Below are 16,721 nucleotides of genomic sequence, written 5' to 3'. Positions count from 1 at the left end.
CCCCGTCACTCGTCGACGCCGGCGACGAGAAGCGCCAGCACGGGAACGATCTCGAGTCGGCCGATCCACATGAGAACGATCATGAGAAGCTTCGTCGTGTCCGGGAGGAACTCGTAGCTCCCGAACGGACCCAGCGGACCGAGCCCGGGGCCGATGTTCCCGATCGTCGCGAGCGAGGCGGCGAGGGCCTCGGTGCCGGACAGCGGCTGCCCGATCCGAGTCGTATCCAGTTCGATGAACATCGCCGCGATCGCGAATATGAGAAAGTACAACAGCGTGAACGTGAGGATCCCGCGGATCACTTCCTCGTCGACGACCTCGCCGCCGAGCCTGACCGGGCGGACCACGTCCGGGTTCGCGGTGGTGTACAGCTCGCGACGGAGCGTCTTGAACAGGATCAGCCACCGGATCACCTTGATCCCGCCGCCGGTCGACCCGGCCGAGCCGCCGACGAACATCACCAGGAGCAGGAAGAAGCGGGTCTGCGTGTCCCACTCCGCGAAGTTCGCGGTCGCGAACCCGGTGGAGTTCATGAGCGAGGCGACCTGGAAGACGCCCTGCCGGAGCGCGTTTCCGGCGACGCCCCGAGTCGCTCCGCCGATCGCCGTCGTCGGGGCACCGCCCCAGAACAGTCCGACGGCGAGCACGGCGGAGAAACCGGTGACCAACCCGAGGTAGACCCGGAACTCGGTGTTCCCGAACATCTCCGTCGGGTCGTCGCGGATGACGTACCAGAACAGCGCGAAGTTCACTCCCGCGACGACCATGAACGGGACGAAGGCCCACTGGACGACGGGGGAGAACGCGGCGATGCTGTCCCCCTCGGGGGAGAACCCGCCGGTCGGGAGCGTCGAGAACCCGTGGGCGATCGCGTTGTACAGGTCCATGTCCGGCGCGAGCCCGACGAGGTGGAGCGCGTACAGGAGGACGACGAACGCCAGCGTGAGCGCGGCGTAGATGGCCCAGAGCGCGCGGGCGGTCTCGGCGATCCGGGGCGTGAGCTTCTGGAGATCCGGGCCCGGGGCCTCCGACCGCATCAGCTGAGCGCCGTTGACCGCGAGTTCCGGGAGGATCGCGATCATCAACACGATTATCCCCATGCCGCCGAGCCACTGCGTGAGCTGTCGCCACATCAACACGGCGTGTGAGTGTCGATCGAAGCTGATCTCCGCGAGCGCGGTCGCGCCCGTCGTGGTGAACCCGCTCGTCGACTCGAAGAGCGCGTTCACCGGGTGTGCGAGCGCGGAGGACGTGCCGTATCCCGCGAGGAGGTACGGCACCGCACCGATGATCGCCGCCGCGAGCCACGCGAGCGAGACGACGGCGAGCCCCTCGCGGGGCCCGAGCTCCGGATCCGGGTCGAGGCGCTCGAGTCCGCCTCCGACGGCGACCCCGATCGCCATCGAGGCGGCGAACACCCACGCGTCCTCGGCGTAGATCACGGCGACGAGGAGGGGAACGAGCATCGCCGCCGAGAGGTACTTGAGGACGCTTCCGACGTAGCTGAGCGTCGCCCGCTTGTCGATGGTTCGCGTCATGGATGGCGTCCCCGGTCGTGGAGACTGTGTTCGTGGGGCGAATAAGTAGGCGTCGATGCGGTCACGGATCGGCGGCCGCCGACACGGATCGAGCGTGTTCCGCATCCTCGACGACGGCGACCTACGACGTCCAGAACGCCCGCGTGAACAACACGAGCACGGGGATGATCTCGATCCGGCCGATCCACATCAGGACCACCATCACGGCACGGGTCGTCATCGAGAAGGAGGCGAACGTCCCGTAGGGGCCGGCCTCGCCGAAGGCGGGACCGATGTTGAGGAAGGTCGTCGCGGCCGCGCCCATCGCCTCGAACTCGGTGACGCGCAGGTCGGCGCGCTCGGCGTCGACGACGATCACGACGGTGAGCAGGAAGAAGATCACGATGCTGAGGAGGAGGTAGCCGTAGATGTCGCGGATGACCTCCTCGTCGACGGATCTTCCCGTGATCCGGACCGGACGGACCGCCTCGGGGTGGATCGCGGTGTAGAGGTCCCGTCGGAACGCCTTCAGCGCGACGAGCCACCGCAGCGACTTGATCGAACACGTCGTCGACCCCACCATCCCGCCGACGAACATACACGCGAACAGCATGTGCTTGGCCGCGGGGGCCCACTGGACGTAGTCGGTGCTGGCGTACCCCGTCGTGGTCACGATGGAGGCGACGTTGAAGACGGCGTGCCGGATCGTCTCCTCGACCCCGAACGTCGTCCCCGGGTCGAAGAAGAGCGAGAGGGCGACGACCGAGGAGAAGGTCACGAGAGCACCCAGATAGAAGTGGAACTCCTCGTTGCGGAGGAGCCGCATCGGCTCGCCGTTGATAAAGAAGTACAACAGGACGAAGCTCGTCGACCCGACCACCATGAACGGGACGACCGCCCACTGGATGACCGGGTGGAACGCGCCGACCGAGAGCGGTTCGGGGGAGAAACCGGCGGTCGCGACGGAGGTGAAGGCGTGTGCGACCGCGTTGTAGAGGTCCATCCGCGGGTCGAACGCGAGCCCGAGGAGGAAGTAGGTCGCGACTGCCAGCCCGGTGAGGCCCAAGTACAGCCCCCAGATGAGCCGGGCGGTCGCCGAGATCTTCGGGGTGAGCTTGTTGACGTCCTGCGTCTGTGACTCCGACTCCATCAGCTGTGCGCCGCCGACCCCGATCTCCGAGAGCACCGCCGTCGCGAGGATCAGGATCCCGAGTCCGCCGAGCCACTGGATCACCTGCCGCCACATCAGCACCGACCGGGAGTGGAGGGAGAAGTCGCGGAGGACGGTCGCGCCCGTCGTCGTCAGCCCGCTCATCGCCTCGAACATCGCGTTGACGGGATGGGCGATCGTCCCGACGCCGGCGACGACGAACGGGATCGCGCCCACGGCGGCGACGAGAAACCAGATCAGCGCCACCGCGAGGAACGCCTCCCGCGGTCCGAGGTCCTCCTCGGGGTCCGCGAACTGCCGGAACCCGGCCCCGAGCGCGAGGGTGACGCCGATGGCGACGAGGAAGGGAAGCGGCGACTCGCGATAGTAGAGCGAAACCAGGAAGGGAAACGTGAGCGGGACGGCGAGGTACGTGAGGACGTCGCCGACGAGCTCAACGCTCGCCCGCCAGCCGACGCGTATCCGTGTCTCCGAGAACATCTCAGGCCATCGACGCGATCTCGCTCACGGAGTCCGCGTCCACGAGCAGGATGACGTGATCGCCCGGTTCGAGCACGGTGTTTCCTCTGGGAGTGACGAGCGCGTGGTTCCGGGTGATCGCGCCGATGACGAACCGGACGTCGATCTCGTCGACGAGCTCCGCGATCGGCCGGCCGACGAGGCGGCAGCCCTCGGTGAGCTCGAGCTCGAGCACCTCCGCCTGGTCGTTCTCGAGAACGGCGATGTTCTCGGCGATGCTCTCGTAGGTGAACCGGGTGATCTCCTCGGCGGTCACGGTCCGCGGGTTGATCGCGATGTCGATGCCGATCTCCTCGAAGACGGTCACGTAGTCGGCGCTGTCGACGACCGCGATCACGCGGTCGACGCCGAGCCGCTTGGCGAGCACGGAGACGAGGAGGTTCTTCTCGTCCGACCGGAGCGCGGTGACGACGATGTCGGCCTCGTCGACGTGCTCCCGCGAGAGAAAGGAGGTGTCGGTCGCGTCGTGTTCCATCACGACGGTGTTCGGGAGGTCCTCCGCGAGCGTCCGAGCGCGTTCCGAGTCCCGCTCTATCAGTCGCGGCTTGAAGTCGCGCTCCTCGAGCAGCCGGGCGGTCTGGTAGCCGATCTCGCTGCCCCCGACGATCACTATCTCGTCGGCGCGGCCGGGCGTGGCGTCCGGCGCGACGTCGTTGGCGAACGACTGGACGCTCTCGGGGCTGCCGATCACCACGGCGCGGTCGCCGGCTCCGATGTCGGTGTCACCGCGCGGGATGATCATCTCGCCGTTACGGAAGATCCCGACGAACGTCAGCGACTCGAACCGGTCGGCCTCGGACACCGTCTGTCCGGCCACCGGGCTCTCGGCGGCGATCTCGAACTCCGCCATCTGGACGAGCCCGCTCGCGAACGGGTCGACGTCGATCGCCGCGGGGAGTCCGATGACTCGGACGATGTTCTCGGCGGTCAACAGGTCCGTACACACCATGAAGTCGACGCCGAACGCGCCCTCGTTGCCCTCCCACGTCCGGAGGTACTCGGTGCTCTTCACGCGGGCGATGGTGAAGCCGTCGCCGAGCGTCTTCGCGGTCCCACAGGTCACGAGGTTGGTCCGGTCGTCGTCGGTACAGGCGATGACCATGTCCGCGCGCTCGACCTCCGCGGCCGTCTGTATCCCGGACGTGGTCCCGTCGCCGGCGATCGTGAGCACGTCGAGTTCGTACTTGAGCTGTTCGGCGCGGTCGGGGTCGACGTCGACGACGACGACCTCGTGGTCCGGCGCGAGGCTCGCGGCGATGCTCGTGCCGACCTCGCCGGCACCGACGATGACCACGTGCATGGACGCACCCATTCGGCGGAGTTACAAGTGGATTTCCATCGCGGGTGGGGGCCGTGCCCGGTCGACGCCGGCTACGACTCCCCGGCGAACGCCGTCGGTTCCGACCACGCGTCGCGCCCGGAGACGGTCCGCTGGGGGAACGGGATCGTGATGTCCTCCTCGTCGAACCGCGCTTTGACCGCCTTCACGTAGTCGGCGCGGGCCTTCACGAAGTCCGCCCGCGAGGGGTCGTCGATCCAGATCCGCGCCTGGAGCCCGACGTACGAGTCGGCGAGCTCCGTCAGCCGCACCGAGGGGGCGGGGTCGTCGAGGATCGCCTCGCTGCGCTCGGCCTCCTCGACGATGATCTCCGTCGCGCGGTCGACGTCGTCGCCGTAGTCGATCCCGAAGACGAACTTCAGCCGCAGCGTCTTCTTCGCGACGGGGTTCTTGACCACGTCGCTGGTCAGGGCGTGGTTCGGCACCGTGAGCAGCTCGTTGTCGAAGGTTCGCACACGGGTGACCCGGAACGAGATGTCCTCGACGACCCCCGAGTTGTCCTTCCACTCGATCCAGTCGCCGATGCGGAACGGCTTGTCCGTGTAGATGAACACGCCCGCGACGAAGTTCTTGATCACGTCCTGGAGCGCGAACCCGACCGCGAGCGTGGCAGCGGCGGCGATCGTCGCCAGCGACCGGAGGAAGCCCTGGTAGCCGGCCGCGCCGAACGCGACCGTGACGCCCGCGAAGAGCACGAGGAAGGTCGCGATCTTCTGGAGCGGCCGGCGCGCGTGCTCGTCGAGTCCCTGCCGGTCGAACAGCCGTCCGACGAGCGGGGAGAACACTGCCTTGTTGAGCACGTACACGCCCGCGAGAACGACGAGGAATATCGCCGCGGAGACGACGACGCCGGCGAACGGGCCGAGATACGGTTCCAGAAGGTCGCTGACGGGTGCCGTCGGGGCAGGATCGGTGCCCGTCGCCGTCGCGACCGCCGTCATCAGTGGAACACCGCCGTGTTCCCGCGCGTCTCGATCAGGTCGGCCCCGACCGTCTCCGCGAGTTCGTCGGCGAGCTCCTCGGTCGAGGTCCCGCCGCGGGCGGCCCGGAGGAACTTCGCTTTCACCAGTTTCCGGTCGTCGAGCTGGTCGGACAGCTCGTCGACGACGGCCTCGACACCGCTCTTCCCGACCCAGACGGTGACGTCGAGGTCGTGTGCCTCCTTGCGGAGCTGTTGGTCGGTCATACCCGATTCACTCGCTCGCCCGCATTGAAGCTTGAGGTTCGCGCCCGCCGGGGTCTTCACGGGCCGGCGCTCTCTCCAGTGCTCCCGCCGGCCCACCATAATTAGACGTGTCTAATCTTTTCATTAGATACGCAAAGACTATGCGTCTCCCGGGCGGACGGGAAGCCAATGAGCGTCGATGGAGACGGGACGGAACGAAACGACACGGGGGTCTCGCGGCGTCGAGTCCTCGCCCTCGGTGCCGGGAGCCTCGCGGGCGGGGTCGCCGGCTGTCTGGGAGGATCGGCGACACCGGGTGCCGACGGGAACGGTGACGACGGGAACGACGACGGACCCACGGTCGTCGCGTCGTTCTTCACGTTCTACGACTTCGGACGGCGGCTGGCGGAGGGAACGGGCGTGACCGTCGAGAACCTGGTCCCGACGGGCCTCCACGGCCACGGGTGGGAGCCGGACCCGTCGATACAGCGGCGGATCACCGACGCGGACGCCTTCATCCACGTCGGCCCCGACTTCCAGCCGTGGGCCGACCGCGCGATCGACGCGCTCGCGTCCGAGTCGACCGAGACGGTCCTGATAAACAGCCGGGAGGGGATCGACCTGATCGATCTCGGCGAGGGGCTCACCGAGGACGAGGCGGTCGAGGGCGCGAAGGATCCGCACTTCTGGCTCGACCCACAGCGCGCGAAACGCTCGGTCGAGAACCTCGCGAGCGGGCTGACGGACGTCGCTCCGGACGCCGAGGAGGTGATCCGTGAGAACGCGGCGGCCCTCGAGGCCGAACTCGACGGGGTCGACGCGGACTGGGAGACGCTGTTCGCGGAGGCGGAGCGCGACGTGGTCTTCCTCGCCGCGCACAACGCGTTCGGCTACCTCTCCGACCGGTATGCGACCACCATCGAGCCGCTCGTGGTGAACCTCGCGGCCAACGGCGACGTTCGCCCCGCGGACATGCGCCGGGCCCAGGAGACGATCGCCGAGAACGACATCCGACACATCGGGGCGGCGGTCTTCGAGCCGATCCGCTCGGCGAGGCAGTTGCTCGAACAGACCGACGTGGAGGCGTACTACCCCGTGACCCCGTACGCCGGGACCGCGGAGTCGTGGGCCGAGCGCGGCTGGGGATACTTCGACATCGCCCGCGAGGTCAACGCGCGGACGTTCCGGATCCTCCTCGGCGTCGACTCGCCCGAGGACGTGAGCTTCGTCGACTACGGCCGGAACTTCGAGCCCTGATACCATGTCGTTCGAAGGGATCCCATCGATCGGCGTCGACGCGGTCGAAACGAACCGGTCGGGCGAGAACGGGGAGGCCGACCGCGTCGTCGACGTCGTCGATCTCACGTTCGGATACGCCGCGGCACCCGTGGTCGAGGACGTCTCGTTCGGCGTCGACCGCGGCGACTACGTCGGGGTCATCGGTCCGAACGGCTCCGGCAAGAGCACGCTGTTGCGGCTCGCCTTAGGCCTCCACGAGCCCGACGCCGGGAGCTGCCGGCTGCTCGGTCACCCCTCGCTCGCGTTCGCGGAGCGCGAACGCGTCGGCTACGTCGCACAGGACGTGACCGAGAACACGAAGCGGATGCCCATCACGGTCGCGGAGGTCGTGTTGATGGGACGGTTCCCCCACGCCGGGTTCGGCCGGGTGACCCAGTCGGACCGCGAACGCGTCCGCGAGGCGCTCCGGACGGTGGGGATGGAGAGACTCGCCGATCGGAAGATAACGGCCCTCTCCGGGGGACAGCGCCAGCGGGCGTACATCGCGCGGGCGCTCGCCGGCGAGGCCGAACTCCTCGTCTTGGACGAGCCGACGGTCGGCGTCGACGCCGAGTCGGTGGACGCCTTCTTCGAGCTGCTCTCCGACCTCAACGATGAGGGGATGACGATACTCCTCGTCGAACACGACATCGGTGCCGTCCTCGAGCACGCCTCGCGAGTGATCTGTCTCAACCGCGAGGTGTACTTCGACGGATCGCCGACGGCCTTCGCCGAGAGCGACGCCCTCGACCGGGCGTACGGGACGAACCTCGGCGGGAGGAAGGGAGACCCCGACGGGAGGAAGGGAGACCCCGACGGGAGGAAGGGAGATCTCGATGGGAGAAACGGAGGTGACGGGAGATGACCGCCCCCCTCATCGGCGACGCGGTCCGGGCTCCGTACGACCTCCTCGCGTGGCTGATCGGGCTGTGGAGCGACGCCCTGGCCGCGGTCGGCGACGCGTTCGGGATCGGAATGCTCGACTACGTCTTCATGCACCACGCGTTCCTCGTCGGGGGGCTGATCGCGGTCATGGCTCCGCTCGTGGGGACGTTCCTCGTCCACCGACAGATGGCGCTCATCGGCGACGCGCTGGCACACACCGCCTTCGCGGGCGTCGCGGTCGGGCTGTTCGTCAACTCGCTTCTCGGCACGGGGATATCCCCGTACGTCACGGCGGTCGTCGTCGCGATGCTCGCCGCGCTCGCCATCGAGCTGATCTCGGAGATCACAGACGCGTACAACGACGTCTCGATGGCGATCGTGCTCTCGACGGGGTTCGCGCTCGGGGCGGTCCTCATCAGTCTGAACACCGGCGGGCTCGCCGTCGGGATCAACCAGTACCTGTTCGGCAACCTCGCGACGGTCTCACGGGAGAACGCGGCGCTTCTCGTCGTGCTCTTTCTCGTCGTCTCGATCGTGGTGACGGTCACCTACAAGCAGCTGTTGTACGTCACCTTCGACGAGACCGCGGCCCGCGTCGCCGGCCTGAACGTCCCCTGGTACAACCGCCTCATGACGACCCTGACCGCGATGGTCGTCGTCGGTGCGATGCAGATCATGGGCGTGATTCTGGTCGCCGCGATGCTCGTCGTGCCCGTCGCCGCGGCCGCCCAGGTCGCCCGCGGCTTCCGCGAGGCGCTCCTCGCGTCCGTGGTTCTCGCGGAGATCGCCGTGATAGTCGGTATCACGCTGTCGTACCGGTACGAGGCGACCGCCGGCGGCACGATCGTCCTCGTCGCCGTCGCGGTCTACGTCGGCATGGTGTTGGCCGGGAAACTCCAGTCGCGGCGGGACGTAGTTGAGGAGTCCGGCGCGGTCACGGGAGGGATGGACGCCACGGCCGGCGGATCGGCGGAGGACTGAGCCGGATCCGGCGGAGTGACCGCCGCTCGGGGGCGCTACTCGGTGACTTCCACCGTGACCGCGTCCCGCTCGACCGCGAGCCGGAACGTCGGCACCGTCCGGTAGACCACCTCGACGACGTTCTTCCGCTCCAGGCTCCGGAGCGCACGACGGACCTCCCCCACGTCGGGGTCGATGTCGTAGGTCTCCCGGAGTTCCTCGAGGACGCTCACGACCGACTGCGAGCGCTCGTCCGGGCCGGCGACGACCGCGAACACACGGGCTTCGAGCTCGGGGACGCGGATCGTGTCGGGGGCGGCTCCCTTCGCGACCGCGTCCGCCTCGATGCCGGGCTCGACGTCGACGAGGTCGTTCGCCTCCGCGGTCGCCCGGATCAGGCTGTCGTCGTCGCGGTAGTAGTAGTCCTTGAGGTGGTTCTCGAGGTAGCGGTGGACCTCGCTGCCGCCGTCGACGCCCCAGGCCTCCTCCAGCTCGGAGTTCTTCGTCGGCTGGAGCCGCACCACGTCCGCGAGGCGGTCCAGTTCCTCGTCGGTCAGGCTCATCGGTCCTCGACCGCGCTCGCCGCGCGGATCACGGTCGCCTCGTCGAACTTCGGGCCGACGAGTTGGAGGCCGACCGGGAGCCCGTCGGCCTCGCCCGCGGGCACCGAGATCGCCGGCAGGTTCGCGAGGTTGACGGGCGTCGTGTTCGCGTCCGCGAGGTACATCCGGAGCGGGTCGTCGAGGCTCTCGCCCAGCTCGAAGGGGAGCACGGGCATCGTCGGCGACGCGATCACGTCCACGTCGGCGAAGGCGTCGTCGAAGTCCCGTCGAACCCACTCGCGGGCGTCCTGGGCCTTCCGATAGTACTTGTCGTGGTATCCCGCCGAGAGCGCGTAGGTCCCGAGCAGGATCCGCCGTTTGACCTCCGCGCCGAACGCCTCGCGGGTCTCGGCGAACGACTCGTTCCAGTTGCCCTCGGAGTCGGCGCGGTGGCCGTACCGCACCCCGTCGAACCGCGCGAGGTTCGAGGAGGCCTCGCTCGTGGCGATCACGTAGTACGCCTGGACCGCGTGCTCGACGGAGGGGAGGGAGATCTCGGTCGTCTCCGCGCCCTGCGCCTCGAGGTCGGCGATCGCGGCCTCGACCGTCTCGACCACGCGCTCGTCGGCCCCGTCGAACAGCTCCGTCGGCACGCCCACGGTCAGTCCGTCCACGTCGCCGTCGGCGGCCGCGGCGTATCCGCCCTCGGGAACGCCCGGGTTCACACCCTCGACCTCGCGCGGATCGCGGGTCGTCCCGTCGTTCGGGTCGGGGCCGGCGATGACGTCGAGCGCCTCGGCGGCCCTCTCGACGGTGCCCGCGATCGGGCCGATCTGCTCGAGCGAGTTGGCGTACGCGACGAGACCGTACCGCGAGACGAGCCCGTAGGTGGGCTTGATCCCGACGACGCCACAGAACGCGGCCGGGCAACGCACGGAGCCGCCCGTGTCCGATCCGAGCGCCACGTCGGCCTCGCCCGCGGCGACCGCTGCCGCGGACCCGCCCGACGAGCCTCCCGGTACGCGTTCGGGGTCGACGGGGTTCCGCGTCGGACCGAACGCGGAGGTCTCCGTGGTGGTTCCCATCCCGAACTCGTCCATGTTGGTCTTCCCGACGACCGTCGCGCCCGCGTCGGTCAGCCGCTCGACGACGGTCGCGGAGTACGGCGGGACGTAGTCGGCGAGCATCTCCGAGCCGCAGGTCGTCCGGACGCCCGCGGTGGAGATGTTGTCCTTGACCGCGACGGTCGCGCCCGCGAGCGGCCCCGAGGTGTCGGGATCGCCCTCGATCGTCTCCTCGGTGATGAACAGGTTGTAGTCGGCCGCCATCTACGACACCTTCGGCCCCTTGAAGAAGCCGTCCTCCGTCTCCGCGGCGTTCGAGAGCGCCTCCTCCTGTGTGAGTCCCTCCTCGATCTCGTCTTCGCGCATCACGTTGACGAGGTCCTCCTCACGGTCGAGGTCGGGCACCTCGTCGAGCGCCTCGAAGTACTCGAGGATCTCCGCGAACTGGTCGGCGAACGCCGCCGTTTCACCCTCCGCAAGGCGGACGCGGGCCAGCTCCGCGACGTGCTCCACTTCGGCGACGTCGACGGCGGGGTCGTCCCCGCCCGAGCCGTCCGGATCCGACGTGTCTGTCATACCGGGAGGTACGACGGACCGGGAGTAAGGGTTTCGGAACGGCCGACCGGCCGGGATCGAACGGTCGAGCAGGTCGGTTCGAACGACCCGCCCGTCGGAACCGAGCGACCCGCCGCCGGCCGTTACTCGTCGTCGGCCGCGTCGGCGCGAACCGTGACCACCGGCGGGTCGGCCAGCCGGACGACCTTCTCGGAGACGCTCCCGAGGAGGTAGCGCTCGACGCCGGTGCGCCCCTCCGTGCCCATCACGACGAGGTCGATGTCGTTCTCGTCGATGTACTCGAGGATGACCTTATGGGGATTCCCTCCACGAACCGCGGGTATCGTTTCGATCCCCTCGAACTCGCCCGCGAGCTCCTCGACGAACGGCGTGGCGCGTTCCTCGAGTTCACGTTTCCGTTCGTCCTCCGACGGTCGATCCCTCCCGTACCCTTTCGGGCCGGACATGTAGTTACCGCTCATCCCGAGGGAGAACTGGCGCGTGTCGACGACGTGTAACACGTGAACCGTCGCGTCGAACGCCTCGGCGATCTCCCGTACGTGTGCTATCGCGGCCTCGGAGCCGGCACTCCCGTCCGTGGGATACAGTATGTGCTTGTACATGTCGTCACCAGGGGAACCATCCGCACGGGTATATAAAATCCCACCGGCGGGAGCGAAGTGAACGGGGACCGACCGAATGGAGCCCACCCGGCCGTCGGAGCCGATCGCTCAGAGCAGGTCGTTCTCGACGAGCCGGTCGACCGCTTCGCGCAGACGCTCCTCGCTCGCGGCGTAGGAGATCCGCGCGAATCCGGGCGCGTTGAACGCGCCACCCGGAACACACGCGACTGAGGCCTGCTCGATGGCCCGCTCACACCAGTCGGCGTCGTCCTCGTCCACCGGGATCATCATGTAGAACGCGCCGTCGCCGACGTCGACGTCGACGCCGTGCTCGTCGAACAGGTCGACGAGCAGGTCTCGGCGGTCGGCGAACGCCTCGCGCATCTCCTCGACCGACTCGTCGGTGTTCTCGAGCGCCTCGACGCCCGCACGCTGGACGAAGTTGGTCGCACACGAGACGGAGTGCGAGTGGAGCTTGCCCGCCTGGCCGACGAACGCCTCGGTCGCGTGGAGGTAGCCGAGCCGCCAGCCGGTCATCGAGTACGCCTTCGAGAAGCCGTTGACCGTCACCGTGCGGTCGGCCATCCCGTCGAGGCTCGCGAGCGAGACGTGGTCCGCGTCGTAGACGATCCGCTCGTAGATCTCGTCGGAGATCACGGCGAGGTCGTGTTCGACCGCGAGGTCGCGGACGCCCTCGAGCGCGGCCTCCGAGAACACCGCGCCGGTCGGGTTCGACGGGGAATTGACGACGAGGAGTTCGGTGTCGTCCGAGACCGCCTCGGCGAGGTCGTCGAGGGCGGGCTCCAGCTGGAAACCGTGCGGAGCCAGGTCGACGCGGGAGAGGTCGCCGCCGGCGAGCTTCGCCATCGCCTCGTAGGAGACCCACGCGGGGTCCAGCAGGACCACCTCGTCCCCGTCGTCGATCAGCGTCTGGAACGTCTCGTAGAGCGCCTGTTTGCCGCCGGGAGTGACGACCACCTCGTCGGCGGTCGCGTCGATCCCGTCGCCGCGGAGCTTCGCCGCGATCGCCTCGCGGAGCGGCGGGATCCCGTTCGAGGAGGTGTAGCCCGTATGCCCCGCGTCGAGGGCCGCCTTGCCGGCCTCGACGACGTTCTCGGGCGTGTCGAAGTCGGGTTCGCCCACCGAGAGGTCGACGATGTCCGCCCCTTCGGCCTCCTTCTCGGCGGCCAGGTTCGATATCGCCAGCGTCGCGCTGGGCTCTACGCGTCCGATCCGGTCGGAGTAGTCGTATGCGTCGGTCATTGTGTTCCGTTGGTCGTGTGTCGTTCGGTCGTGAGCTTCGTCGATCGTGGGGATCCGTCACCCGTGGGAGTTCGTCAGTCGAGCTCCTCCGTGAGGTCGATGGCGGCGCGAGCGGCCTCCGCGCCCTTGTCTATCCGCTCGCGAGCCTCCGCCCCGGACATCCCCGGACCGCTCACGCCGAACGTGACGGGGGTGTCGCGGTCGAGGCTCACCTCCGTGAGCTTCTCCGCGGTCGCGTTCGCGATGACGCGGTCGTGGTCGGTGTCGCCGGTGACGATCGCGCCGACGACGGCGACCGCGTCGACGTCCTCTCGCCGCGCCAGCCGATCGGCCGCGAGCGGGCTGTCGTACGCGCCCGGCACGCTCACTTCGTCGACGACGACCGCGTCGCGCTCGGCCGCCGCCTCCCGGGCGGCCTCGGCCATCGGCTCCGTCACGGAGCCGTTGAACCGCGCCACCACCAGTCCCAGCGAGACCATACCACGGCTCGGAGGGGGGACGGCAAAGGTCTACCGTTCGGCGACGAGGACCGGCACGCTCTGACGGGCTCCCTCGGACGGTGTTTAAGAGGCTCGCGCCCCTAGGTGGGCGCATGACGGAACACCTCGAAACGGCGACGTTCGGCGGCGGCTGCTTCTGGTGTGTCGAGGCGGCGCTCGAGGAGCTCTCGGGCGTGGAGTCGGTGACCTCCGGGTACGCCGGGGGCCACACGGAGAACCCGACGTATCGGGAGGTCTGCTCGGGCGAGACCGGCCACGCGGAGGTCGTCCAGGTCGAGTACGACTCCGAGGTCATCGCCTACGACGACCTGCTGGAGGCGTTCTTCACGATCCACGACCCGACACAGCTGAACCGGCAGGGACCCGACGTGGGGAGCCAGTACCGGTCGATCGTTCTGGCGCACGACGAGGAGCAGCGCGAGCGGGCCGCGGCGTACGTCGAGGCGCTCGACGAGGAGTACGACGACGAGGTCGTGACCGAGATCGAGCCGCTGGAGACGTTCCACCGCGCCGAGGAGAAACACCAGGACTACTTCGCGAAGAACCCGGACGACGCCTACTGTACGTTCCACGCGCAACCGAAGGTCGAGAAGGTCCGCGAGAAGTTCGAGGCGAAGGTCGCGGAGTAAGAGGGACGTTCGCGACGACGGAGTCCGACTCGATCCGAGAGCCAAACCGCTTTAGGACCGCCGCCGTAAGGGGCGGTAATGGCGACGTGCGACGAGTGCGGGGAGTACGAGAACCTCCCGTACCAGTGTCGACGGTGTGGGCGGACGTTCTGTGCCGACCACCGTCTGCCGGAGAACCACGACTGTCCGGGACTCGCGGAGTGGAACGACCCCGGCGGCGTCTTCGACAGCGGCTTCGACGACGGCGTCGAGGGCGGGAACGGCGCCGACGACGCCGGCGTCACGGGCCGAGTGAAACGGCGGATCGAGCGCGAGGCCGGAACCGGCGGCCTGCTCGGCTACTTCCGCGGAAACGCCACCTACGTGTTGCTCGCGGCCATGTGGCTCACCTTCGTGGCACAGTGGGCGGTGACGCTCACCCTCGGCGAGGCGGCCCACAGCCAGATGTTCGTGTTGCGGTCGGACGCGATCGGCAACGTCTGGACGTGGGTCACCTCCGTCTTCTCGCACTCGCGGGGCGGACTGTTCCACATCCTCGGCAACAGCATCGTGCTGTTCTTCTTCGGCCCGCTCGTCGAACGGGCGGTGGGGTCGCGGAAGTTCCTCGGCTTCTTCCTCCTCGCGGGGATCCTCGCCGGGCTCGGCCACGTGCTGTTCGTGCTCGCGACCGGCGGACTCGTGGGCGTGCTCGGAGCCAGCGGCGCGACGTTCGCGATCCTCGGCGTGTTGACGGTCTGGCGGCCGAACCTCGAGATCCTGTTGTTCTTCGTGATCCCGATGAAGCTCAAGTACCTCACGTGGGGTGTGGCGCTGATCTCCGCGCTCCTCGTCGTCTCGACGGGTGCGGGCGGCGTCGGCGGGATCGCCCACGTGGCCCACCTGATCGGGTTCGCGATCGGCCTCGCGTTCGGCACGCGGAACCGCGACCTCGCGGGTCGTGCGGGCGGCCCGGGCGGAGTCTCGATGGGCGGCGGTCGCGTCCGTGGACCGGGCGGTCCGGGCGGACCCGGCGGCCCGGGCGGACGGTTCTGAATGCCGCCGAACTCGCTCGCGCACCCGGAGTTCCTCCCCGACCCGGACCGCTCGCGCGAGGAGATGGAGTCGCTCCAGCGCGAGTTGGCGGCGGAAGCGACGTTCGCGGACGAGCTCGGGTTCGCTCCCGACGACGTCGCGATCGACGAGGCCGCCGACCTCTCGGAGGGACTGCCGCCCGCGGCGGACGAAACTGCTGCTGCCTCGTCCGCCGACCCCGACGCGCCGGTCGTCGTAGGGATCGACCAGGCGTTCCGATCCGAACGCGACGAGGCGGTGTCGGCCGCGGTCGCGATCCGCGACGGGACGGTGGTCGAGTACGCGCACGCGGTCACGCCGCTCTCGATCCCGTACGTTCCGGGGCTCCTGGCCTTCCGTGAGGGGGAGCCGATGCTCGCCGCGCTCGCGAACCTCTCCGTGACTCCCGACCTGCTCGTCTGTGACGGGTCCGGTCGGATCCACTACCGGCAGGCCGGGCTCGCGACCCACGTCGGCGTGATCCGTGACCTGCCGAGCGTCGGCGTCGCGAAGAGCCTCCTGTGTGGCGAGCCGGACGAGCCGGTGGAGAAGCGACCCGAGGGATGGCGAACCCCGATCCGCGCCGCCGACTCGGTGACCACCGCCGAACCGGGGACCGTCATCGGTCACGCCTACCAGTCGCGACAGTACCCGAACAGCCGTCGCGTGAATCCGCTGTACGTGAGCCCGGGCCACCGCGTGTCCGCGGGGACGACCGTCGACCTCGTCGCCGCGCTTTGTGCCGGCTACAAGCTTCCGGAGCCGACTCGACTCGCGGACGCGCACGCGGACCGGGTGAAACGCCGACTCGGGGAGAACGACTGATCGGTCGGACCCGTCCACGACCGATCGTGGCCCGGTAGCGTCGCCGTCGGTGGCGCGTCGTGGGGCGGCCACGACGCGGATCACCGCGATCCGCAACGTCGATCCGAGTCTTCCGCCGATTCGGATCTTCAAGGCTTTACGTGCGCGGAATGACCGCTCCGGTATGAGCCACCGTATCCTGCTTTTGGGCGCGCCGGGCGCCGGCAAGGGGACACAGAGCGCGAAACTCGCCGACGAGTACGGGATCGAGCACGTCACCACCGGCGACGCGCTCCGCGCGAACAAGGACATGGAGACGGAGTACGGGACGCCTCGCTCGTTCATGGAGGCCGGCGATCTCGTCCCCGACCCGGTCGTCAACGAGATCGTGAAGACGGCCCTGGAGAACGCCGACGGCTTCGTGCTCGACGGCTACCCGCGGAACCTCGATCAGGCGGAGTACCTCTCGGAGATCACCGACCTCGACGCCGTGGTCCTCCTCGAGGTCGACCACGAGGTGCTCGTCGACCGGCTCACCGGTCGACGCGTCTGTGATGAGTGCGGCGCGAACTACCACGTCGACTTCCAGCCGCCCGAGGAGGCCGGCGTCTGTGACGAGTGCGGCGGCGAACTGGTCCAGCGCGAGGACGACACGGAGGAGACCGCGCGCGAACGGCTCGAGGTGTTCGAGGAGAACACGGAGCCCGTGATCGAGCACTTCCGCGAGGAGGGCGTCCTCGAGGAGGTCGACGGCGAGGCGACCCCGGATCGGGTCTTCGATCGGATCAGAGACGTCGTCGAGGCGTGATCGGTCCCGTCGTCGCGACCGTCTCGCGGCGACGATCCTACAAGGTTCT

The 16,721-nt window shown here is 68.7% G+C and carries 18 protein-coding genes; 7 read left to right on the top strand and 11 right to left on the bottom strand.

Annotated elements, in window-relative coordinates:
• Positions 1-5 precede the first annotated feature (5 nt).
• The 5 genes from EAO78_RS04880 to EAO78_RS04860 all read right to left on the bottom strand — a co-directional run bounded on the left by EAO78_RS04880 (position 6) and on the right by EAO78_RS04860 (position 5,732).
• Positions 6-1,538 (bottom strand): TrkH family potassium uptake protein, encoded by a 1,533-nt coding sequence (locus EAO78_RS04880; protein WP_122104732.1) that lies wholly within the window; start codon positions 1,536-1,538, stop codon positions 6-8.
• Between the two features lie 121 nt (positions 1,539-1,659).
• A complete protein-coding gene (locus tag EAO78_RS04875) occupies positions 1,660-3,168 on the bottom strand; it encodes a TrkH family potassium uptake protein (RefSeq protein ID WP_122104731.1) in 1,509 nt (502 codons plus the stop codon).
• A 1-nt stretch (position 3,169) separates the two neighbouring features.
• Positions 3,170-4,507, bottom strand: a complete 1,338-nt coding sequence (gene trkA, locus EAO78_RS04870) for a Trk system potassium transporter TrkA (protein ID WP_122104831.1) — start codon at positions 4,505-4,507, stop codon at positions 3,170-3,172.
• A gap of 71 nt (positions 4,508-4,578) precedes the next feature.
• The gene (locus tag EAO78_RS04865) at positions 4,579-5,487 is read right to left on the bottom strand and encodes a mechanosensitive ion channel family protein (RefSeq protein ID WP_122104730.1); all 909 of its coding nucleotides are present in this window, start codon (positions 5,485-5,487) and stop codon (positions 4,579-4,581) included.
• The gene (locus tag EAO78_RS04860) at positions 5,487-5,732 is read right to left on the bottom strand and encodes a YhbY family RNA-binding protein (RefSeq protein WP_122104729.1); all 246 of its coding nucleotides are present in this window, start codon (positions 5,730-5,732) and stop codon (positions 5,487-5,489) included. Before EAO78_RS04860 ends, EAO78_RS04865 begins: the two co-directional genes overlap by 1 nt.
• A 168-nt stretch (positions 5,733-5,900) precedes the next feature.
• On the opposite strand from EAO78_RS04860, the gene EAO78_RS04855 reads away from it, so the two are divergent.
• From EAO78_RS04855 to EAO78_RS04845, 3 genes are read left to right on the top strand one after another with little or no spacing between them, the layout of a single operon-like run.
• Positions 5,901-6,968 (top strand): metal ABC transporter substrate-binding protein, encoded by a 1,068-nt coding sequence (locus EAO78_RS04855; RefSeq protein ID WP_122104728.1) that lies wholly within the window; start codon positions 5,901-5,903, stop codon positions 6,966-6,968.
• 4 nt (positions 6,969-6,972) lie between these two features.
• Positions 6,973-7,854 (top strand): metal ABC transporter ATP-binding protein, encoded by an 882-nt coding sequence (locus tag EAO78_RS04850; RefSeq protein WP_122104727.1) that lies wholly within the window; start codon positions 6,973-6,975, stop codon positions 7,852-7,854.
• Positions 7,851-8,855 carry a metal ABC transporter permease gene (locus EAO78_RS04845; RefSeq protein WP_122104726.1) on the top strand — a complete coding sequence of 335 codons (1,005 nt, stop codon included), beginning with the start codon at positions 7,851-7,853 and terminating at the stop codon, positions 8,853-8,855. The genes EAO78_RS04850 and EAO78_RS04845 overlap by 4 nt, the downstream gene beginning before the upstream one ends.
• A gap of 35 nt (positions 8,856-8,890) precedes the next feature.
• Here EAO78_RS04845 and EAO78_RS04840 read toward each other — a convergent pair whose 3' ends face one another.
• The 6 genes from EAO78_RS04840 to ribH all read right to left on the bottom strand — a co-directional run bounded on the left by EAO78_RS04840 (position 8,891) and on the right by ribH (position 13,360).
• On the bottom strand, positions 8,891-9,397 hold the full coding sequence (locus EAO78_RS04840) for a DUF5797 family protein (RefSeq protein WP_122104725.1): 507 nt from the start codon (positions 9,395-9,397) through the stop codon (positions 8,891-8,893).
• Entirely contained in the window at positions 9,394-10,704 is a 1,311-nt protein-coding gene (gene gatA / locus EAO78_RS04835) for an Asp-tRNA(Asn)/Glu-tRNA(Gln) amidotransferase subunit GatA (RefSeq protein ID WP_122104724.1), read from the bottom strand. Before gatA ends, EAO78_RS04840 begins: the two co-directional genes overlap by 4 nt.
• Positions 10,705-11,016 (bottom strand): Asp-tRNA(Asn)/Glu-tRNA(Gln) amidotransferase subunit GatC, encoded by a 312-nt coding sequence (gatC, locus tag EAO78_RS04830; protein WP_122104723.1) that lies wholly within the window; start codon positions 11,014-11,016, stop codon positions 10,705-10,707.
• 122 nt (positions 11,017-11,138) lie between these two features.
• Positions 11,139-11,618, bottom strand: coding sequence for a universal stress protein (locus tag EAO78_RS04825; RefSeq protein WP_122104722.1), 480 nt, complete (start codon positions 11,616-11,618; stop codon positions 11,139-11,141).
• A 108-nt stretch (positions 11,619-11,726) separates the two neighbouring features.
• A complete protein-coding gene (locus EAO78_RS04820) occupies positions 11,727-12,881 on the bottom strand; it encodes a pyridoxal phosphate-dependent aminotransferase (protein WP_122104721.1) in 1,155 nt (384 codons plus the stop codon).
• A 74-nt stretch (positions 12,882-12,955) separates the two neighbouring features.
• Positions 12,956-13,360 carry a 6,7-dimethyl-8-ribityllumazine synthase gene (gene ribH / locus EAO78_RS04815; protein WP_122104720.1) on the bottom strand — a complete coding sequence of 135 codons (405 nt, stop codon included), beginning with the start codon at positions 13,358-13,360 and terminating at the stop codon, positions 12,956-12,958.
• A 113-nt stretch (positions 13,361-13,473) separates the two neighbouring features.
• Between ribH and msrA the strand changes: the two genes are divergently transcribed.
• The 4 genes from msrA (at position 13,474) to EAO78_RS04795 (ending at position 16,672) form a co-directional block, all read left to right on the top strand.
• Complete coding sequence (msrA, locus tag EAO78_RS04810) at positions 13,474-14,010, top strand: peptide-methionine (S)-S-oxide reductase MsrA (protein ID WP_122104719.1); 537 nt, start codon at positions 13,474-13,476, stop codon at positions 14,008-14,010.
• Positions 14,011-14,088: 78 nt separating this feature from the next.
• Entirely contained in the window at positions 14,089-15,042 is a 954-nt protein-coding gene (locus EAO78_RS04805) for a rhomboid family intramembrane serine protease (RefSeq protein WP_122104718.1), read from the top strand.
• A complete protein-coding gene (locus tag EAO78_RS04800) occupies positions 15,043-15,885 on the top strand; it encodes an endonuclease V (protein WP_122104717.1) in 843 nt (280 codons plus the stop codon).
• Positions 15,886-16,048: 163 nt separating this feature from the next.
• Positions 16,049-16,672, top strand: a complete 624-nt coding sequence (locus tag EAO78_RS04795; RefSeq protein ID WP_122104716.1) for an adenylate kinase — start codon at positions 16,049-16,051, stop codon at positions 16,670-16,672.
• The last annotated feature ends 49 nt before the right edge of the window (positions 16,673-16,721 follow it).

The sequence above is a fragment of the Halobellus captivus genome, assembly GCF_003697845.1.
GTDB lineage: Archaea > Halobacteriota > Halobacteria > Halobacteriales > Haloferacaceae > Halorubrum > Halorubrum glutamatedens.
The sequence above is the reverse complement of the archived record's forward strand: the minus strand, read 5'-3'. Positions and strand labels throughout refer to the sequence as shown.